The following is a 19700-nucleotide window of genomic DNA, read 5'->3' on the forward strand; positions in this document are numbered from 1 at the left end:
TCTCCAAGTTGGGAGGGGTTTCCTGATCACGTGTCGGATGACGGGTGTTGCATCCAGCGTTCGCACGTCGTCGCGAACGCCTCGTTGTCGCCCCGGGCGCCGATCGACACCCGTACACCCTCGTCGGGGAAGACCCGCACGGCGATGCCGTCCTCGGCGCAGCGTCGGGCGAAGGCGGCGGAGTCCCCGCCGAGCGGCAGCCACAGGAAGTTGGCCTGACTGTCGGACACGCTCATCCCCGCGGCTCGAAGCGCGTCGCGCAGCCGGGTCCGCTCCCCGACGGCTTCCTCGACCCGGTCGAGCAGTCGTTCGCGCAGTTCCAGGGCGCGGACCGCGGCGGCCTGGGCCGGCGTGTTCAACGAGTAGGCCAGGTAGGCGCGACGGACGCGGGTGGTGATCGCGGGATCGCCGACCAGGTAGCCCACCCGCAGGCCGGCGAGGCCGTACGCCTTGGAGAAGGTGCGCAGGACGACGAGGTTGGGCCATCGCCGGTGGAGGACCAGCCCACTGACGACGCCCGGATCGCGCACGTATTCGAAGTAGGCCTCGTCGAGCACCACGAGCACGTCCGAGGGGACGCGGAGCATGAACTCCGCGAACTCCTCGTGGCCGACGACCGTGCCCGTGGGGTTGTTGGGGTTGCACACGACGACCATTCGGGTCCGGTCGCCGATCCGCTCGGCCATCGCCCCCAGGTCGTGGCCGCCGTCGCTCAGCGGGACCCGGACGCTGCGCACTCCCGCGAGATCGGCGAGCACCGGGTACAGCTCGAACGAACGCCACGCGTACACGACCTCGGCGCCGGGTTCGCCCACCGCCTGGAAGAGCATCTGGAGCAACGCGATCGAGCCCGCGCCCGGCACGATCCGATCCTCGGGCACCCCGTGCACCCGGCTCAGCGTGGCGGTCAAGTCCCGCCCGCCGTAGTCGGGATAGCGGTTGACGTACAGGGCCGCGTCGGCCATCGCCGCCACGATCTCCGGGAGCGGATCGTGCGGTGATTCGTTGGAGCCCAGCAGGCGCGCGGGCCCCGCGGCGCGCGGGGCGACGCTCGGCTCGAAGAGCGCCGGCGCGTCCAGCACGGCGCGCAGCCGCGGACCGGATTCGCGCGTGTTCTCGGTGGACATCCGGTGGGCCCTCAACCGGAGACCACGAACATGCGGCTGCCCGGCATGCGCAGCGCGGTGCATCGCACGGAGGCGAACCCGGCGCGGTGAAAAGCCGACTCCCATTGCTCTCGGGTCGGCAACCGTACCCCCATCGACTGGGCGTGCAGGTAGGTGAACAGGGCGCTGAACGCACGCTCGCGCGGCTCGGTCGCGAACGGGACCGCGTCGACCACGACCATCTTGCCGCCCCTTTCCCGGAGTTCGGCTCGGCAGGCGCGCAGTACACCGTCGAGGACGTCCGGCTCCGTCGCGATGTCGTGCATCACGAACCCGGCGTGCACCACGTCGGCCGCCGCCAGCGGGGAGGGGTCGTCGACGAGGGATTGGATCGGCCTGTTCAGCACGTCGAGCCGCTCGCTCAGGCCGGCGCGCGCCGCGAGTCGGGTGGCTTCGGCACAGGCCGCGGGGCTCAGATCGATGCCCAGGCCGGTGCAGTCGGTCCGTTGCCGGAGCAGGTTCGCGAGCAACCCGCAGGTACCGGAACCGAGGTCGACCACCCGGGTGGGGTGGTCCGCCACGATCTCGGCGAAGGCGGGCGGATAGAAGCCCCGGGTGCCGACCCAGCGGGAGGACACGGCGACCCAGCGGCCGTCGCGAGCGTACTTCGCCCCGGCCCCGTCGCGGTCGCGCAGGAACTCGGGGGCGTTGGCCACGTAGGGGCGGTTGGCGTTCATCGCCCAGGCCACGTATCCGGCTTCGTGCCGGACGATGGGGAGGTCCGGCCGTCCCCGGTAGGTGCCGTCCTCCTCGGCGACGAGCAGTCCCGCGGCCACCAACGCGGCCAGGAATCCGGCCCATTCGCACGCCGGCACATCGGGAGCGGCCAGGCCGACGTCGTCCGCGGTGAAGCCGTCGGCGCTGTCGAGCAGCGTGGAGATCCCGAGGTCCTCGGCCATTTCGAGGAACGCGGCCGCGGCGGCCAGGTCGGCGGCGGTCTCGGTCGGGTATGGGGCGTTCATTCGCACTCCTGGGGCAGGTTGGGGCCGGTGAGGGCGGAACGGGGTGGACGCGGTGTACGGCCGCGTGCCGAGGTCATGCCAGCGGCCAGTCGTCGAACTCGCCACGAGCGGTCGCCGACAGGTCTCGTTCGAGCAGCGCCACCACGTCGTCACCGTCACGGCGCAGGCGCGCGGCGACGGCGGCGCGATGGAACGCCTTGACGTCTTCGGGGAAGGGCAGAAGTCCCGTCTCGGCGAATCGCACCGCCTCCCCGCAGTCGCGCAGCGGAAGGGCCGAGCCGGCGTTCCATCTGCTCGGTGAGAACGGAACGTCCACCCAGCCGCGCTCGACCGCCAGGACGACCGCCCGGCCGATGTCGTGGTCGGCCGCGGCGAGCGCGCTGTCCACGATCGCGCGTGTCTCCGCGACGACCAGTTCCTCCTCGAAGCGGACTTGGTCGTCGGCGGTTTCGGTCCGTCGGGCCCGGCACAGGTCGCGGACCAGGGTGAGCGATTCGCGGTTGTCGTCGAGGGAGGGGATGCGCACGGCCTCCGCGTGGGTCTTCAGCATCAATCGCACCGCGCCGCTGAGCACCGCGGATTCGGCGGAGCCGCGGAGGATCTGCCGGGCCTTGTCCTCGGATCGGGGGAACGCGCCCATGAACTGGTGCCAGACGACGCTGACTTCGACGTCGCGCAGACCCAGTCGCGCCAGATATTCCTCGCCCAGCCGCTGGATGGCGCGGACCGCTCCCACGTCCTGGGCACGGCAGCCCTGTTCCGCGTAGCCGAGGGTCACCGACTTCACGCCGCACTGTGCGGCCAGCAGCGCCTCGAAAACGTTCACGGCGGCCGCGACGCAGGGCGGTACCAGGCACGCGGTGAGCACTCCGAAGAACTCCCGGTCGATGGTGACGCCGAACTCCGCGTGGTAGCGACCGGCGAGCCGGTCGACATAGCGCCACCGTCGGATCGCGTGCGCGATCGGGTAGTCGCGAAAGTAGGGGAGGTTGTAGGACAGCGCGCCGCCCTCGTACGCGGCGATCCCGGCCCCGAACGTGAGTTCCGCCAGCAGCCGCGGGTCGCGGGTGCTGTGCCGCACCTGGAAGGGGGTGTCCCCGAACATGGCGGACAGCCGTGCCATGGCCTCCAACCCCAGGTTGACGGCCGGGTAGCCGTTCAACTGGGAGGCCTCGGGCGGAAGGTCGGCGGCGGCCTTGAGGATGCGTTCGATGTCCTCGTATTGGTTGTTGCGGGTCAACGAGTCGATCTGGAACGACAGCACGTCGGCCCCGTGCCGGCGCAGCGCCGAGAACAACGCCTCCTGTCCCTCGACGCTCGAGACCCCGGTGCGGGGCTGGACGAGGATCTCCCGGCGCGCCTTGGCCTCGCGTTGCCGGTCGGCCAGACTCGTGCGGGCCCTGAGTCGGTCCGCGTTGGCGGCCCGGTCGAGCGCGGCCGCTCCGGTGCGCCATGCCGGCAGCACGTCCTCGCGACGATCGCTCTCCGAGAGCGGAAGCACCACGGGCGTCTCGATCGGCGCGGATCGTCGCGCGCGCCGTGCCCTCTTCCTCGGCCGGCCCGCGAGATCGTCCCGCAGGCGGTGCAACACCGTGTCGGCGCTCACGTATCCCTGGAAGACCCGATCGAAGCCGAGGTCGTCCAGGTCCGCGGCGCGGTCGTCGAGCGCCGGATAGCCGCCGAGGTACCACAGTTGGCCGTCGAGACCGGCCTCGCGCCGGGCCGCGCGGAGGTCCGCCAGGTAGTACTTGGCGTGTCCGTCCATGTTGCTGATGAGAACGGCGTCGGTGTGCCCGGCGGCTCGGAGGATGGTGGTGAGATCTTGTTGAACGCCGAGGAAGTCCACGTCGAATCCGCCCCGCGCGAGCGCCTCGCGCAGTACGGTCAAACCCACCGAATGGGCGTCGGCTCCCACCCCTGCGAGCACGACGCGTCCGGCGGGCGGCCCCGATCGCCCCGGGGCGGCGTCGCGGTGCTCCTCGAGCATGCCCTGGTCCATTCCTCAACCCGCCACGCGCGCGAGACGGGCCGGGTCGTCCGCCGCGTAGATCCGCACCAGCCGCCGGCGCCGCCGGCGCTCCTCGAAGGCGCGCCGACCGTGCACGTGGCGGGAGTTGCGCCAGATGAGCACCTCGCCGCGGCACAGGGCATGCGGACGTTGCACGTCGGGATCCGTCGCCACCTCGTCGATGACGTCGAAGGCATCGACAAGGCCGTCCGGGCACGTGCGGCCGGCCCGCTCCCACCCGGCGACGAGGTATCGCCGCAGGTAACGCAGGCCGACCACGCCGGCGTTCGCCGACAGGACCGGTGCCCAGCGGCGCACCCGGCCGGCGTCGTCCTCGGCGGCGAACGGTTGTGGCCGGCTCAGGAGTTCGAGGAACACGGGGTCGACCGCGGCCAGGGCCGCCCGGATCCGTTCCGCCTCGACCAGAATGGTCTCCCCGCCGGAGTCGGCGGGGCAAAGACACAGCAGGACACCGATCGCGGGCGGCTTCGCCAACAGGCTGCCGTCGGTGTGGAATCCGCCGGCCGCCCGGCTCGCCGAGTAGTGGCTGCTGCCCGACTCCCCGGCTCGTACCTCGACGGGATACACGAGTTCACCGGTGTCGTATTGGGGCACCGGCCGGGAGAAGGCGCACACCAGGTTCCAGGTCGCCACGGTCAACGCGTGATCGTCCAGGTCGGCCGGCAATGTCACGATCACCGAGCCCTCGGCGCGCAGCACGCCGTCCACGGCTTCCGCGCCCGCTCGCAGATCACCGTCGAGTGGTGGCGCCTCGACGGGCCACCGGTCGTCGGGAGTGGCCGGCGCCACGGTCCTGGCGGTCGGCCCGGCGGGCGCGTCGAGCGATATGCGCGTGGTCTCACCCATGACCGTCCCCCTGGTCCAGTTCGAGTCGGATCGTCTTCTGGAGCATGGCGAATACGCCCGTGAGGCCCTCGTAGGTGTCCGCCGTGAAGAACGCGTGGCCGTAGCCCTGAAAGATGAACGGGGCCACGTCGACCGCGTCGCCCGGCTCCGGGTAGATCATGAGCTCGCGGACGTGCGGGTGCGCCGCGGCCGCGGCTTCGCCGTGCACGGCCCGCACCTTGCCCGCCCGCTCGGCGAAGAACTGACAGAAGCCGGCCGGCGTCGACACGGCCTTCGGCGTGAGCCGAGGTGTCCGGCCGAGGGACAGATCCAGCACCGCGTGGATCATGTCGACGCCGGTACTGGTGAGCACCGACTGGAAGAGCGGGCCGCCGCCGATCCGGGCCGCGGTCTCCAGGATCGAGAGTCGACCGTCGGGTCGAATCCGGAACTCGGTGTGGGTGCCGCCGATGTCGATGCCCACGGCGCGGTGCGCCGCGGCGGTCGCGTGCCGGATCCGGGCCACCGTCTCGGGCGGCAGGCAGGTCGGCGTCGCGTAGAAGTATTCCTCGAAGTAGGGGCCGTTCGCCGGGAGCGGTTTGTCGTGGATCGCGACGACGTGGGTGTGGCCGTCGGCGACGACGGACTCGACGCTGATCTCCTCGCCGACGACGAACTCCTCGAGCAGGCACGCCCCCTGGTACTTCTCCAGCAGCACCTGGTGGAGGGGGTCGTACGCGAGGTCGTGCCAGGCCCGATCGCGCAGGGCCTCGAAGTGCTCGGCCAACTCCGTCGGACCGTCCACCCTGCGAATGTGCGAACTGCCGCCGCCGATGAAGGGTTTGAGCACCAAGGGGTAGCCGATGCGGCGCGCCCGGTCCAGGGCCGCGTCGACGGTCGCGGCGATGCCGAAGGCCGGCTGCTCCAGGCCCGCTCCTTCGAACGCCTGCCGCATCGCGTACTTGTCCCGGGCGATCTCGGCCGTCGACGGATCCACGAACGGCAGACCCAGGTGGGCGGCCACCGCGGCCGCGGCCGGAACGCTGTGTTCGCTGAACGTGACCACACCGCGGATCGGTTGCGGTTCGGCCTCGGCCAAGGCGGCGACGGCACGCACCGTCGCGGCCAGATCGGAGGTGTCGGCGTGCGCGAACGCGTCGACGAACTCCGTTTCCCAACCCGGATCGCTCATCGCGAGCAGGAACCGCTCGCCGCGGTCCGCCGCGTACCGGCGGATGTGGGCGAAGTGCTGCCGACGGCTGACATTGCTCGAATGGATCAGGAGGATGGCCATGACGTCCTCTCCGCGCCGGGGCCCGCCCGGCGAATCGCGATGGATCGGGCCACCGGGCGTATGCCGGCTGCCGACACGGCCTCAGCCACGGCTCGCGACCCGGATGACGGCGGAGCCGAGGCGATCGAACTCGGCGACGAACTCGTCGCCGGGACACAGCGGAACGGCGGCGTGCAGCGCGCCCGTGAAGATCAGCTGCCCGGGCTCCAGGGTGATGCCGTGTTCGCCGAGTTGGTTCGCCAGCCAGGCGACCACCGCGACCGGATCGCCCAGGGCGGCGGCGCCCGCGCCGGTGGCCACCACCCGGCCGTTGCGGGAGAAGACGCATCCGATGAGCCGGGGATCCATGTCCGCGGTCGGTGGCACCGGCCGACCGACCACGATCGCGCCCGCCGAGGCGAGGTCGGCGACGGTGTCGGCCAATCCGATACGCCAGTCCCGGATCCGCGAGTCCACGATCTCCAGCCCGGCCATGACCTCCCCGATCGCCTCCCGTGCGTGGTCGACGGTCACGTCCGGTCCGCGCAGCGGCGCCGACAGCCGGAAGACGATCTCGGCCTCCATCTTCGGATCGATGAACGTGTCCATCGACAACGTGGCTCCGTCGGGATGAACCGTGGAGGCCAGGACCGGTCCGTAGTCGGGTGTGGAGACACCGAACATTCGCTGCATCGGCTCCGAGGTGAGCCCGGCCTTGTAGCCGACCACCCGCTCCCCGTCGGCCAGGAGCATCGCGACCAACTCCCGCTGGATCGCGTAGCCGTCGGCCATGCCGAGGCCGGGGTCCTCGTCCGTGAACGGTGGGATCGGCTTGCGGGTGGCGCGCGCCTCGTACAGTCGTCGGGCCCGGTCGCGGACGGCGGAGTCGGGGCCGGTCATCGGGCGTCCGCCGCGTGTCGTGACATGAGGTCGGCGATCTCCTCGATCGTGCCGACGTTCGCCAGTTCGTCGTCGGAGATGTCGATACCGAGCTTTTGCCTCAGCACCATCGACAGTTCCACGAGGGCCAACGAGTCCAGACCGGCGTCGTCCAGGGTGGTCTCCGGCCGCAGCGTCGTGTCCGTCACGTGGAGGTCGCCGACGAGGACGTCCTTGAGGGCTTCGTACATACGGGAAACCAATCTCTTCGGGATCGACAGGGGGCGTTCAGTCGTCGGTGCGCGGCTTGACGTCCGGCCAGAGCACGGTGGTGGCGCCCCAGGTCAGTCCGCCACCGAAGGCCGTCATCAGCACTCGGTGCCCGGTGCGGAGCCGTCCCTCGTCGGCCGCCTGGGCGAGCAGGATCGGGATCGACGCGGCGGCGGTGTTGCCCACCCGGGCGATGTTCTCGACGCGGCGCTCGGCAGGAAGCCCGAGGCGGTCGGCGACGTTCGCCGTGATGCGCGCGTTGGCCTGGTGCGCGACCAACCTGTCCACGTCGGCGACGTCCCATCCGGCCGCCGCCAGCGCGTCGGCCGCCGCTTCGCCCATGCGTTCCACGGCGTGCCGGAACACCTTCCGTCCCTGCATCTCGAAATATCCCGCACGGGCGCCTCCGGGCTCGGGCGACGCCACGCCCGAGGGGCGCACCGTGATCAGGTCCCGTTGCGCGCCGTCGCTGCCGAGGATCACGGGCCCGAGGGCGCCCGGGTCGCCGGCGCGACCGCGCCGCAGCAGCACGGCGCCCGCCCCGTCGCCGAAGATCGGCACGGTGGTGCGATCCTGCGGGTCCGTGAGCGTGGAGAACCGGTCGGCGGCGATCAGCAGGACCCGGTCGGCCGTGCCGGACACCACCAGACCGGCGGCGACGGCGAGGCCGTACAGGAATCCGGTGCACACGGCCGCGATGTCGAATGCCGCCCCGGACAACCCGAGTCGGGCGGCGACCAACGGCGCGGAGGCGGGGCAGGTGCGATCCGGGGTGGTCGTGGCGAGCACGACGGCTTCGGCACCGTCCTCGTCGGCGGAGCGCAGGGCCCTGGCTCCGGCGGTCGTCGCGATGTCGGAGGTCAGGGTGTCGGGGTCACAGATCCGCCGCTCGAGGATGCCGGTGCGGCCGGCTATCCAGTCCTCGGTGGTGTCCAGGCGCGCCGCGAGATCCGCGTTGCCGACCACGTTCGGCGGCAGCCAGGACCCCAGACCTCCGATCACCGCGGTCGGCGCCCCGGTTCCGTCCGGCCCCCTCACGGCGCACCACCGGGGACGGCCGCGACCGGAGTCGACGGGGGACCGGAGGAGCGGCGCAGTTCCTCGGCCACCTCCACGATCAGGTCCTCCTGGCCGGCGACGGCCTGGCGCCGGCCGAGTTCGAAGAAGACGTCGCGCGGATCGACCCCCTCGCGGCCCGCGATGTCCAGCACCCGTGTCTTGAACCCGGAGAAGACCCCCGACAGCCCGCTGACCACGGCCACCGAGTCGATCGTCGGCGGTGCCGGCATGAGTTCACGCTCCGCGAAGTCCGCCGCGTCCAGGAGCCGGTAGAGATCCACCCCCGTGGCATAACCCAGCCGTTCCAGGACGGGCACCACGACTTCGAGTTGCGCGTTGCCCGCGCCGGCGCCGAATCCGCGCGCGCAGCCGTCGATGATCCGCGCGCCGGCCCGCACGGCGGCGACCGAATTGGCCACCGCCATACCGAGGTTGTTGTGCGCGTGGAAGATGACGGGTACGTCGACCGCCGCGGTGATGGCGGCGACGCGTTCGCTTACGTCCGGCGGCAGGTAGTGGCCCGAGGAGTCGAAGATCCCGACCGCCGAGGCGCCGAACCCGACCAGCCGCAGGCATTCCTCGGCCAACCGTTCCGGGGCGGCCATGTGGCTCATGAGCAGCACCGCGTGCGCCTCCACCTCGGCGTCGCGGAGGAAGTCGAGGTGGCGCTCGGCGAGATCGCCCTCGGTGCAGTGCGTCCCCACCCGCACCACGTCGGCTCCCAGCGCGATCGCCTGGCGCAGGTCGCTCGACGTACCCCATCCGGGCAGGAGGAAGACCCCCATGCGACTGGTCGTCAGCGCTTCGCGGACCGCCTCCAGCATGCTCGCGTCGCTCAGCGCGGCACGGCCCACCTGGAGGGAGGACGCGCCCAGCCCGTTGCCGTGCCCCACCTCCACGACCGGGATACCGGCCGCGTCGGCCGCCGCCGCGTATCCACGCAGTTGCTCGCGCCCCAGACGATGGCGCACCGCGTGGTGGCCGTCGCGCAGCGTCGGGTCGTGGATGTGGATCCGCGGCGGGTCCGCCTCCGAGGTACAGCCGGTCCCCGAACTCTCGCGCGGTGTCATGTCCGTCCCCCCAGGGGCGCCGGGTGCCGCTCGGCGACGTGGACGGCCGCGGCGTTGATGATGTCCAGATTGCCCGCGTAGTGCGGGATACGATCGCCGGTGGCCTCGACCTCGACGGCGACGAAGACCACACCGTCGGCCACGGAGCACACCTTGATCCGATAGCCCGGGACGAAGCGCCGCATCGCGACGGCGGCCTCCTCCACCAGGACGGACACCCGTTCGGGGTCCGCGGCCGGGGCCAGGAGAGAGATCGCCACCCGAAACGGGGACGGCGGTTGTGCGGGGCTCAGGTTCACCATGACCTTGCTGTCGGCCACGCCGGTGAACCGGGTCACCGCGGCCCGCGTGGTCTCGATGTACTCGTCGAGGTTCATCCGGGTGGCTCGACCGACGCTGCGGCTCGCGGCGGTCGTGACCACCTCGATGTACTCGGCCGAGATTTCCCGGGCCAGGCGGTGCAGCACCGGTAGCGCGGCCTGTCCGCCGCAGCTGATGAGGTTGACGTTGGCGTGCCTGCCGGCTTCGGCGCCGTTGACCGTCGGGGCGACCATCGTCCCGATCATGCTCGGGGTCAGGTCGATCATTCGGGTCCCGGTGGGTTGGAGGAGCGCCCAGTGTTCGGCGTGGGACATCGCGTTCGTCGCGTCGAAGACGATGTCGTAGGGCTCGGACGAATCCAGCAACGCGTCGATGCCCTTGGACGAGGTCCGGCAGCCGAGCGCTGCCGCCATGCGCAGTCCCCGGGCCTGATCGTCGCGTGCCACGACGAGACGGCACTCCAGCAGAGGCGAGCGTCGGATCTTCGTGACGAGGTCGACTCCGATGAGCCCGGCGCCCAGGACGGCCACGGTGAGTGGTCTGCCGCGATCCACGTGCGTATGTCCTTTCGTGTTTCGGGTGTCGCCGAATGCGGCGCCCGCCGCCGTCACGGCGTGTTCGCTTCCCGCATGGCGTCGGCCATGCGTTCCGCGACGCGATCCAGGATCGACGGCGCCGTGGCGAAGTTGAGGCGAACGAAGCCGGTGCCGGCCCGACCGCAGGCGGCGCCGTCGACCACGCTCACCCCGGCCCGGGTGTCGAAGAAGTCGGCCAGGCCGTGCCACGGCAGGCCGGAACGGCGGAAGTCCAGCCATCCCAGGAACGTGCCCTGGGGGGCCGAGTAGCGCACTCCGGGCAGCGCCCGGACCAGCCGACCCAACCGGTGTCGGTTCTCGTCGAGTTGGACCAGGACCTCGTCGAGCCATCCTCGGCCATGTCGGTAGGCGGCCGTGGCGGCCAGCACTCCGAGCGTCGAGGCGCCGTCGGTGTCCAGTCGGCCGAGGCCGGCCCAGCGCTCGCGGTCGGCGTCGTTGCTCAGCACCATCTGCGCGCACTTCAGACCCGCGAGATTCCACGCCTTGGACGCGGACACCGCGGTGACGGTGTGCTCCGCGGCCTGTGTCGACGTCGAGGCGTAGGGGATGTGCCGGTGGCCCATGTAGGTGATCGGCGCGTGGATCTCGTCCGCGAACACCCGTCCGCCGTGCCGCTCCACCACCGTGGCGACGGCACGGAGTTCGTCGAGTTCGAGAACCCGGCCCGTCGGATTGTGCGGATTGCACAGCACCAGCAGGTGGCCGCCGGCCGCGAACGCGTCGTCCAGGGCGTCGAGATCATGGGAGGGACCTTCCCTCCCGTTCTCGCGAAGTGGTACTTCCAACACGTCCCGCCCGAGCAGTCGGGGAATGGTCAGGAACGGCATGTAGGCGGGCGTCGGCACGATGACCGGCGACATCGGTCTGGAGAAGCGCTCGATGGCCACATGCAGGGCGCGCAGCACGTCCGGGAGCACCCGGACGTCTCCCGGCGCCACCCGCCATCCGTACTCCTCGAACTGCCAGGTCGCACACGCCTCCCGCAACCGGGCATCCACGGCGGTGGGGAGATAGCCGACCAGTCCGGTCTCGATCGCCTCCGTCAGGGCCGTCGCCACCGGTGGCGCGACTCCGAAGTCCATCTCCGCGGCTCCGGCGCCGAGCCGGTCCGGGCCGGTCTCGGTCCACTTGACGGAACCCAGGGCCCACAACGACTCCTCGGTGACACGCGACAGGCGCATGCCCATCGAATGGGCCCCGACCGAGGTCACAGCGCCTCCACGACGGTGCGCAGCGCGGTTTCGAGTTCGCGGACGCGCGAGACCGAGGGCGCGACGAGCAGGCATTCCAGCGCCTCGGTCTGTGTGGGCTCGCACGCCAGGACGACCACGCCCTCCCGGCGCTCCGGTGTGAGATCGAGGCCGTGTTCGCGCGCCGCCGCCACCACCCTCGCCAGTGGCACGGGCCTGACGTCGCGCAGGGAGGAGGCGACCGAGTGGTCGGCGTAGTCCTCGCCGAGCAGCCGGGAGGCCACGGTGTGCAGGACCAGGCCGCCGCCCCAGCGGGCGTTGACCTCGTTGAAGATCAGTTCGCCGGACGCGGTGACGATGGCGTCGATGTTGAGGTATCCGCGATAGCCGATGTCGGCGGCGAGCACGGCGAATCGCGTCGCGTGGGTCAGGGCCTGGGCGAGCGAGTGAGGGGGCAGGTCCGCCGGCAATTCGAGGCCCACCCAGGACAGGCGCTCGTCCGCGGCGGTGCCTTCGCGGACGAGCCGGATGGTGCCGCTGTTGACGAAGCGGGGGACGCCCGAATCGGCGACGAGGTATTCGAAGTAGAACATGTGGCGGGCCGCGGGATGGTAGACCTCGACCACCACACCGGGGTCGTGTTCCTGCGACAGTTCCGTCCACAACTTCTCGGCCGTCTCGGCGACGTCCGGCCCGATCCGGCGAGTCTCCCGGGCGCCCGGCAACGGTCCGAGGTCGTCGGCCGCGAGCACCACGTTTCCCAGGCCACCGCCCGCGTTGTGCTGTTTGACGATGACGGCGCCCGTGGCGGGCATGTGTTGTTCGATGGCGCGGGCCAGTCGGGTGGGCGATTGCACGACGGAGCCCGCCGCCAATGGCATGCCGATACCGGCCGCGAGCCGCCTGAAGTGGCCCTTGCGGTTGAGCAGGTCGGACCCGCGTTCGGCGGCGAACGCCGATCCGTCGCACCCGATGCCCAGTCGCTCGGCGAGCTCGGCCACGCCCTCGGTCACGTAGCACGCCATGATGCGCCAGTTCGGATGGTCGGCGATCGCCAGGCGAAGTTCGGCCACGAAGTCCGGCGCGAGGATGACCTCGTCGGTGAGGACCCGGTCGCGCAGCACGACGGAGATCGTGCCGGCGTCGAAGCCGAGGGTCCCTCCCACATGATCGAGGAACTCCCGATCGATCGGGGCGGGACTGGCGATGACGTCGCCGGCCTCCGCGTACCACGAAGTACGCCGGCAGGCCCGCACGAGGGGGTGTCGGTCGCTCAACCCGATTTCCGGAGGAAAATCGGCCCGGACATTGAGCAGGAGTATTTTGCGCGTACTCTGGTTCGTCATTCCCCGTCCTAGGTCGATCACGAAAGAGCACGGCTACTCGGTGATGACATGTCGACCGGCGGCCATGCTCTCCTCCCAGTTCCGGCCGTCGAACTCGACGTACTCGACCCGTTGCGCGAAGCTCAGATCCAGACAGCGGGCGTTCACACTGAAGAATCCGACCGGATGCGACCGTGGTCGATAGAAGGGCATGATGCCGCACACCGCGCAGAATGTGTGATCGGCGATGCGGTTGCCGAACCGATAGGGTTTCAGGAACTGTTGGCCCTCGTGGAGCTCGAAGCGCTCCTCGGGAATCATCAACTCCTGGTGACCCGACATGTAACAGATACGACAGTTGCACAGGGTCACGGTCAGGTTGCGGCTCAGTTCGACGGAGAATTTCACGCCGCCGCAGTGACACTGCCCGTTGCACTGGATGCGCTCTATTCCGTCGTGCGATTCCCGGTTCCGGCCGTCGTCGCTCATCGGTCCTCCCGAAGTCGTCGAAAGGGGTTCGACAACGACGCCGACGGAAGCGGATCGTCGTGCTCGACGAAGGGAATCCGCACCGACACGGGGCGTTTCTCGTGCGGCACCAACGCGTCGTGCGGGTAGGACACGTGCCCGGCGATCGCGGGTCTGCGGGTGAAGAAGATCGCCATGTCGCGGGTGGCGGCCTCCTCCTCGCGGACGGCGAAGACGGGCGAGAGGCTGTGCTTGCGTTCGTGATCGGCGATCAGCACCGTGTCGAGGAAATCCCGGTGCTGATAGCTGCCGAGTCGAAGCCCGGGATCGACCGCGTCCCAGGGGGTGCCGTTCGTCTCCGCCGGGTCGTGCAGGAAGGTGACCGCGCTCGTGGGGGCCATGTTGCGGCTGCCGAGGAGTGTGGTCATGGTGTGGTCCACCCCGTCGCTGTGCACCCCTTCGAGGGCCGGTTCGCCGAGCAGCTCGGGGACGGTCACCGTACGAATGCTGAAGAGCGTGCACACCCACTGCGCCGCGGAGTAGTCCAGGTACGGACGGGGCGCCACGGCCACGCCGTCCACGACCAGGGCCTTGAAGATCAGCAGTGCCTGGAGGGCGGTATTCGACTGGAGATCGTCCTCGATCTCATCGAAGATCCGTATCACTCCCGAATCGTGTCGCACGAAGTCCTCCTCCGCGGTCAGCACGAAGGGTTGCGCGCTCATGCGATATATACATCGGTTCTCCATGTCGAAACAGAACCTGCCGTTGCGCGTCCGGCGAAAGGCCAGGGTCGGATCGGACGACAAACCGTCGCTCACTTGCTTGATACCTTCGAGATCATGCTCGTGCGCACCCATGTCGATCAGGAGCTTGGCCATGCGGGCTCCCTCGATGAACACGGTGCGATCCCGTATGTAGGCGGATCGAATGTCTCGAATTTCCGATGGGACGCCATTATCGGGACGGGCCACCTGTCCCCCTGGTTTTGGACTGTCGACGAATGTGGCGCTCACTCGCGAACCGAACAAGCCGGTCGACCATTGCTTTCGAGAATCCTGCTGCGAAACCCTGCTCGACCAGCATTCGGAGATCCGGCGCGGGACCGTCGGGAACGCCCTGTGGCCGCCGGCCCTTTTTGGGGAGCAACTGTCGAATATGACGTTAGCAAAACGAGATTATTGCAGGGTACACATATTCGAGCCAAGCCGAAGGCTCGTCCACTTGCAACCATTTGTTTATTTTTCTACGGATGATCTTATTTGCCCGAATTCGGCTACCGGAATGCAGCTTCCCAGGTCATCCGGACGAAGTATCTCTGCGGCAAGGCGCGGTCGATCCCGAGCGCCCGCGGCGCGCCCGGCGCGAAGATCGACGCTGACGTGCCTTGCCGGAACCGATGACGATGAAGTACGGGGGACGCCCTCCGCTTGTCCGACCGACTCCGAAGCCGGACGTCCCCCGCGCTCACCACCCGGTGCCGACCGAACGTCGGCGGCCCACCCCGGTGGTTGCGTACGAAGGAGTCCGGAGCCCGGCCCCACCCCTCTCCGCGGCGCGATGGGCGTGCGGGGCGATGTCGCCCGAAGGCGCCGAAGAACGCGCCTCCTCGTGGTGCGGTGTGTGGTTATCGGCAGTTCTCGTCGACCTTGTATTGCATCGCTCTCGGGTAGTCGCGCCGGTCCAGCAGCACCCGGACCAGGATCGGGCCGCGGTTGATCGAGTGGTCCGGGTCGGTGACCTTGGCGAGGAGGGCTTCGAGGTCGGTGTGGGTGCGAACGCTCGCGCCCGTCATCGGGTGTTTCTCGGTACCGAAGACGTCGGCGAGTCGTTCGTAGCGCCATACGTGCAGCTCGTTGTAGAACTCGGCTCCCTCGGACGGGTTCTCCGCGTAGAAGCAGGGGTGTACGAGCATCTGCTCGATGCCGTAGAACCCCTCGTTGTCCAGAACGAACACGATGGGTCGCAGCCCGTGCCGGACCTGGGTGGACAGTTCCTGGCAGGTCTCCTGGAAGGAGCCGTCGCCGACGAACACCAGGGGCCGCTTCTCCGGCTCCTGCCTTGCCAGCGCGACGCCGGAGGCGGCGCCGACCGAGTAGCCGATGGACAGCCAGCTGTTCTGGGCCACGAAGGAGGCGCGCTCGACCATGTTCAGGTTCATCGAGCCGATCAGGGCGAACGCCGCGTCGGAGACGACGGTGAACGGGTTGACGCGCGCTCCGGGCGTGCCGCTGTCCTGGTCCCGGAGGAAGGCGTTGACGTGGCGGAAGAAGCTGTCGTACGTCAGGTCGGTCGGGTAGTCGCCGCCCACCAGGCCGGCCAGGTAGGCGGAGGTGGTGGCGGGCACGTCCAGGCCCGCCGCGTGTGCCTGGGCGAAGTAGTCGGCGGCGAAGACGCCCGCCCCGAACTCGGCGGTCAGGGCCTCGCGCAGGGCCGGGACGAACCGCGCGAGTTGCACGTCGGGGAAGTAGGAGGCGCCGACGTTGACGCCCTCGTGGGCGGCGACGGCCCAGTCGGCGCCGATGGACTGTTCGCCGCCGAGGTTCTTCGACGTCGCCCACGACCCGAGGCCGATGCGGCAGCCCGCGGCGTGGAACACCTTGTACACGTCGGGGTCGCTGGCCTTGCCGTTGTAGACGCCCGAGTAGCCGGGGGTCTCCTCCGAGACGACGGCCTTGGCGCCGATGGTGGTGCAGAACGGGATACGGGTATCGCGTACCAGCGCGGTGAGTTCGTCGGAGAGCCGGAAGCGGTCGATCTCCTCGCCGGCCCACAGGATCGGGTTGCCGGCGGTGCGGATCAGGTCGACGGTCGCCGCGACGGCCTTGGCGAGCATGCGTCGGTTCGCTTCGGTGAACGGCCGTTCGCGTGCGGTCAGCCGGCCCTGCGGCGCGGGGCACGGCGCCGACCACACGTCCGCCATGACTTCCAGGTAGACCGGTCGGCGATGGGTCAGGCAGGCGGTGATGGCGCTGTCGATCTGAATGGGCGCCAGGCCGGGGTTGGAGATCGCCTGGGCGTCGACGGTGACCTGCCGGTAGACGTCGAGGTTGCTTTCGGGGCGCTGGATCATGTGCGTGGTGAGCAGGCCGATCGCCTGCTGGTTGAGCCACTGTTCGTGGCTGGGCGCGGCGTTGATCGCGATCACCGGCACGAATTCGGCGTAGGCGCCGCCGATGGGGTTGAGCAGGTTGAACGCGCCCACTCCGTAGGTGACGGCACACGCGGCGACGCCCTGCTCGCCGAGCGCGAGGTCGGCGTCGGCCGAGGTGACCCGGGCGTAGGCGTCGGCGGCGTACCCGGCGCCGACCTCGGTGGGGGTACCCACCCAGCGCACCGCGGACTTGGCGCGCATCGTGGTCAGGAACGGGCCGAGGAGATCGCCCGGAACCCCGAACAGGTGTTTGATGCCGATTTGTTCGAGCCTGACGGCGAGGTATTCGGCGACAGTGCAGTCCTGGTTCGCGGTCATGACGCGGGCATCTCCTCGGGGATCCGGTGCGGCTGCACGGCTCCGTCCACGACCTGGACGCCGTCGGCGTCCGCGACTTCGGCGACGTTGCCGGGTCGGGCGGGAACGGGGGCGCCGTTGACGGCGATGGCGGAGCGGACGGCCGTTTCCACGGCGCCCTCGATCCAGGCGTGCTTGAGCGAGATGTGCTCGCCCGCGAAGTGCACGGGACCTTCGGGCCGGACCGCGTCCAGGTGGAAGCTGGTCATCTGATGCGGCGTGTACACGGCGGCCTCGCCGAACGCGTAGGGGTCGCGCAGCCAACTCTGGGTCCGGCCCTCGCCGGTGAAGAACACCTCGATGCGCAGCCCGTGCACGGACTGGAGGTTGCGCAGCGCGTAGCCGTAGCGTTCGGCGTCCTCCAACGAGTCCCAGCGCACCGCGTCGTCCGACCACGAGTAGCTCGCCAGGACGACCCCGCCGGGGCTGCCGGGGATCGGGTGGGAGGGGTAGTACATGAAGCGGTTGGGGTTGTCGGTGGTGGAGCCGCCGCCGTAGGCGTTAGTGGCGGGTCGCACCCCGGCGTCGAACAGTGGTGCGTTGCGCAAGTAGGCCACCTGCGCGGCGTCGATCCGGGATTCGTCGACGCTGGGGTGGGCGCCGAGCAGTCCGGTGGGCAGGTCACGCACGGCGGAGGGGGCGGACAGGGCGGCTTCCGCGGGGTCCTCGCCCACGCTTTGATAGTAGTCGTACAGGTCCGGGTCGATCGCGTCGAGTTCGCGTTTCCAGTCCTCCTCGGTGAACTCCCACCAGCGGCGCGAGAATTCGAGCAGCACCTTGGTCGCCTGGTCGTAGTGCGTCTCGATCACGGCACGGCGCTTCTTGTACGAGAACGCCGGAGCCACCCGGGTGAAGCGCAGGCTGGAGAAGGGGATGGTGACGATCGCGACGTCCCCGGTCCAGGCCTGCGGTTCGGCGTATGGGTCGTCCTCGGGCACGGTCTGCACGACGACCGCGTCACCGGGGCCCACGAGTCCCCCGGCGGCCGAGCCGTCGCGGTCGGGATCGCGGTACTCGAGGCGGACCATGCGTTGACCCATCACGATCTGGTCGCGCAGATCCTTCGCGAGCGCCTCCGGGAGCAGCCGGCTGCCACCGTCGATCTCCCAGTAGGTGGCCTTCGGGTCGATGTCGCTGCGCCCCAGGAAGGTGTGGAAGAAGGCGAGGTGCAGTCGGGAGGTCATGTTCTCGATGGTGCCGATCGCCTCGACGGCCTCGTCGCTGAAGCCCGCGTACTCGCGGAGGTAGCGGCCCATCGAGTAGCCGTCGAAGTCGCGGACCACCGCGGCCCAGCCGTCGAGCCACTGTTCGAAGGGCTTGTTGATCCGTTGGCCGTCGATCAGGTCGGAGTAGTAGTTCCGGACCGGCTCCAGGGCGTCGTGGACCAACTGCGCGACGGTCACCCGTGATTCGTAGCCGCTGAGGTGGAAGCCCTCGTTGAGTACGCAGGGCTGCTCGGCGTAGCGGGCGCGGCGGGCCTGCTCGCGGTTGGTGCGGATCCAGGTGTGGTTGCGCTTGTCCGGTTCGCGGAACTCGGGGCTCGCGGGGCCGTTCGTCCACGTCTCGCCGGTGAAGGAGCGGTAGGTCACGGGCGGTACACGCACGTCTTCGTTGCCGGTTGTCGGGTCGATGTCGACGTTGTAGAACAGCCGCCGCTTCAGGCCGACTTTGTCGATCAGCGCGAGGGTGAGCGGGTGGAAGCTCGGTACGCGCATGGCCCCGGCCTCGGCGTACTGCGCGGGGTCGGCGAACGGGGACGGCTCGCCCTTGGTGGTGTGGAAGGTCTTGATCCGGCCGCCGACCCGGTTGGCGTTGGCCTCCAGGATCGTCACGTCGTGCCCGGCCTTGGTCAGCAGCGAGCCGGCGACGAGGCCGGCGATGCCGGCGCCGACGATGAGTACGCGCTTGCGTCGCGGCGGCGGTTGCAGTCCGTTGTCGATGAGAGTGTCGAGGTAGCGCAGTTTGAGGTCTTCGTTGGCGGGTTCGGGGCCGACGAGCAGCAGTTCGCGCGCGAGTTGGCGGTAGGTCTGCTGATCGGCGCGGCCGGCGCCGTCGCGGTGACCGTTGGAGTTGTCGTTCATCGCACTTCCTGGGGTGGGGACGAGAGTCTTGGGACGGGGGATGGTCGAGTGCCCGAGGGTTGCCGGTGGGAGGCTGCCGCCGTGCGGTCGGCGGCCGGGCGGGCCGCAGCCTGTGCACGGTCGGCGGGCGCGGGGTGCCGACGGAGGGCGTGAACGCGGAGACCGTGCCGGCGGTGCCGAGGAACCGGCTCGTTCGGACCGTCGGGCCGTCGGGCCGTGCCGGAAGGGACGTCGGCGGATTGTCGACGGCTCCATACAACCGGATGGTCTGGATGTTGCGCGTTTGGCCGACCGATCTTCGAGGCCTACGCGCCCGTGCCCGCGTTCACGGTCGCCGGGATATGCGCCGCCGGTCCGACGGGAGGGGCGAGCGGCTCCTGATCGAGGTCTCGCCCATCACGCGCCTTCCCGGGGGTGGGCAGGTGGCGGTCGTCGCCACTGCCCCGAGTGTCATCGTGCGCGGAGACATCGGAGCTCCGATTGCACACATAAAGTATCATATTGATAACGCTGAGTAGTGCTCTGGAGAGTGTCGGACCGGTCGAGGGCGGGCCCGGGCCGGGCGGCCGGTCATGCAGAGGGTTGCGGGGGAATGGCGTCGCGGTGGAAGACATCGGCGTCCGAGTGGGGGTGCCGGTGTGGGGGTGACCAGGCGCGGCGACGACCCGGGCGTGC

Annotated in this window: 16 protein-coding genes; all 16 read right to left on the minus strand. The window is 69.9% G+C overall.

Annotated features, from left to right (window positions below; genetic code table 11):
• Positions 1-26: 26 nt before the first annotated feature.
• Entirely contained in the window at positions 27-1127 is a 1101-nt protein-coding gene (locus EMA17_RS41895) for a histidinol-phosphate transaminase (protein ID WP_126642487.1), read from the minus strand.
• Positions 1128-1138: 11 nt separating this feature from the next.
• Positions 1139-2128, minus strand: coding sequence for a class I SAM-dependent methyltransferase (locus EMA17_RS41900; protein WP_126642488.1), 990 nt, complete (start codon positions 2126-2128; stop codon positions 1139-1141).
• A 73-nt stretch (positions 2129-2201) separates the two neighbouring features.
• On the minus strand, positions 2202-4115 hold the full coding sequence (locus EMA17_RS41905) for a cobalamin-dependent protein (RefSeq protein WP_160161756.1): 1914 nt from the start codon (positions 4113-4115) through the stop codon (positions 2202-2204).
• 15 nt (positions 4116-4130) lie between these two features.
• Positions 4131-5003: a TauD/TfdA family dioxygenase gene (locus EMA17_RS41910; RefSeq protein WP_126642490.1), complete on the minus strand. Its 873-nt coding sequence runs from the start codon at positions 5001-5003 to the stop codon at positions 4131-4133.
• Positions 4996-6276 carry an ATP-grasp domain-containing protein gene (locus tag EMA17_RS41915; protein WP_126642491.1) on the minus strand — a complete coding sequence of 427 codons (1281 nt, stop codon included), beginning with the start codon at positions 6274-6276 and terminating at the stop codon, positions 4996-4998. Before EMA17_RS41915 ends, EMA17_RS41910 begins: the two co-directional genes overlap by 8 nt.
• A gap of 81 nt (positions 6277-6357) precedes the next feature.
• Complete coding sequence (locus tag EMA17_RS41920) at positions 6358-7155, minus strand: 2-keto-4-pentenoate hydratase (protein ID WP_126642492.1); 798 nt, start codon at positions 7153-7155, stop codon at positions 6358-6360.
• Positions 7152-7385 carry an acyl carrier protein gene (locus EMA17_RS41925; protein ID WP_126642493.1) on the minus strand — a complete coding sequence of 78 codons (234 nt, stop codon included), beginning with the start codon at positions 7383-7385 and terminating at the stop codon, positions 7152-7154. Before EMA17_RS41925 ends, EMA17_RS41920 begins: the two co-directional genes overlap by 4 nt.
• 37 nt (positions 7386-7422) lie before the next feature.
• Complete coding sequence (locus tag EMA17_RS41930) at positions 7423-8442, minus strand: beta-ketoacyl-ACP synthase III (RefSeq protein ID WP_126642494.1); 1020 nt, start codon at positions 8440-8442, stop codon at positions 7423-7425.
• Positions 8439-9533, minus strand: a complete 1095-nt coding sequence (gene dmpG, locus EMA17_RS41935) for a 4-hydroxy-2-oxovalerate aldolase (protein WP_126642495.1) — start codon at positions 9531-9533, stop codon at positions 8439-8441. Before dmpG ends, EMA17_RS41930 begins: the two co-directional genes overlap by 4 nt.
• Positions 9530-10408, minus strand: coding sequence for an acetaldehyde dehydrogenase (acetylating) (locus EMA17_RS41940; protein WP_126642496.1), 879 nt, complete (start codon positions 10406-10408; stop codon positions 9530-9532). The genes dmpG and EMA17_RS41940 overlap by 4 nt, the downstream gene beginning before the upstream one ends.
• A gap of 53 nt (positions 10409-10461) precedes the next feature.
• Positions 10462-11661: a MalY/PatB family protein gene (locus tag EMA17_RS41945; protein WP_218043237.1), complete on the minus strand. Its 1200-nt coding sequence runs from the start codon at positions 11659-11661 to the stop codon at positions 10462-10464.
• Positions 11658-12986 carry a preATP grasp domain-containing protein gene (locus EMA17_RS41950; protein ID WP_126642497.1) on the minus strand — a complete coding sequence of 443 codons (1329 nt, stop codon included), beginning with the start codon at positions 12984-12986 and terminating at the stop codon, positions 11658-11660. The genes EMA17_RS41945 and EMA17_RS41950 overlap by 4 nt, the downstream gene beginning before the upstream one ends.
• A 33-nt stretch (positions 12987-13019) precedes the next feature.
• Positions 13020-13454 (minus strand): GFA family protein, encoded by a 435-nt coding sequence (locus tag EMA17_RS41955; protein ID WP_126642498.1) that lies wholly within the window; start codon positions 13452-13454, stop codon positions 13020-13022.
• Positions 13451-14314 (minus strand): 2OG-Fe dioxygenase family protein, encoded by an 864-nt coding sequence (locus EMA17_RS41960; protein ID WP_126642499.1) that lies wholly within the window; start codon positions 14312-14314, stop codon positions 13451-13453. The genes EMA17_RS41955 and EMA17_RS41960 overlap by 4 nt, the downstream gene beginning before the upstream one ends.
• Before the next feature lie 746 nt (positions 14315-15060).
• Entirely contained in the window at positions 15061-16905 is a 1845-nt protein-coding gene (locus EMA17_RS41965; protein ID WP_126642500.1) for an alpha-keto acid decarboxylase family protein, read from the minus strand.
• A complete protein-coding gene (locus EMA17_RS41970; RefSeq protein WP_126642501.1) occupies positions 16902-19025 on the minus strand; it encodes a flavin monoamine oxidase family protein in 2124 nt (707 codons plus the stop codon). Before EMA17_RS41970 ends, EMA17_RS41965 begins: the two co-directional genes overlap by 4 nt.
• Between the last annotated feature and the right edge of the window lie 675 nt (positions 19026-19700).

This window comes from Embleya hyalina (genome assembly GCF_003967355.1).
In the GTDB taxonomy this organism is placed as follows: domain Bacteria; phylum Actinomycetota; class Actinomycetes; order Streptomycetales; family Streptomycetaceae; genus Embleya; species Embleya hyalina.

Excerpts from the sequence above, each read along its gene's own strand:
- EMA17_RS41925 (WP_126642493.1), bottom strand. The coding sequence starts at position 7,385 with ATGTACGAAGCCCTCAAGGACGTCCTCGTCGGCGACCTCCACGTGACG.
- EMA17_RS41915 (WP_126642491.1), bottom strand. The coding sequence starts at position 6,276 with ATGGCCATCCTCCTGATCCATTCGAGCAATGTCAGCCGTCGGCAGCAC.
- EMA17_RS41895 (WP_126642487.1), bottom strand. The coding sequence starts at position 1,127 with ATGTCCACCGAGAACACGCGCGAATCCGGTCCGCGGCTGCGCGCCGTG.
- EMA17_RS41900 (WP_126642488.1), bottom strand. The coding sequence starts at position 2,128 with ATGAACGCCCCATACCCGACCGAGACCGCCGCCGACCTGGCCGCCGCG.
- EMA17_RS41965 (WP_126642500.1), bottom strand. The coding sequence starts at position 16,905 with ATGACCGCGAACCAGGACTGCACTGTCGCCGAATACCTCGCCGTCAGG.
- EMA17_RS41950 (WP_126642497.1), bottom strand. The coding sequence starts at position 12,986 with ATGACGAACCAGAGTACGCGCAAAATACTCCTGCTCAATGTCCGGGCC.
- EMA17_RS41920 (WP_126642492.1), bottom strand. The coding sequence starts at position 7,155 with ATGACCGGCCCCGACTCCGCCGTCCGCGACCGGGCCCGACGACTGTAC.
- EMA17_RS41910 (WP_126642490.1), bottom strand. The coding sequence starts at position 5,003 with ATGGGTGAGACCACGCGCATATCGCTCGACGCGCCCGCCGGGCCGACC.
- EMA17_RS41955 (WP_126642498.1), bottom strand. The coding sequence starts at position 13,454 with ATGAGCGACGACGGCCGGAACCGGGAATCGCACGACGGAATAGAGCGC.
- EMA17_RS41970 (WP_126642501.1), bottom strand. The coding sequence starts at position 19,025 with ATGAACGACAACTCCAACGGTCACCGCGACGGCGCCGGCCGCGCCGAT.
- dmpG (WP_126642495.1), bottom strand. The coding sequence starts at position 9,533 with ATGACACCGCGCGAGAGTTCGGGGACCGGCTGTACCTCGGAGGCGGAC.
- EMA17_RS41905 (WP_160161756.1), bottom strand. The coding sequence starts at position 4,115 with ATGCTCGAGGAGCACCGCGACGCCGCCCCGGGGCGATCGGGGCCGCCC.
- EMA17_RS41960 (WP_126642499.1), bottom strand. The coding sequence starts at position 14,314 with ATGGCCAAGCTCCTGATCGACATGGGTGCGCACGAGCATGATCTCGAA.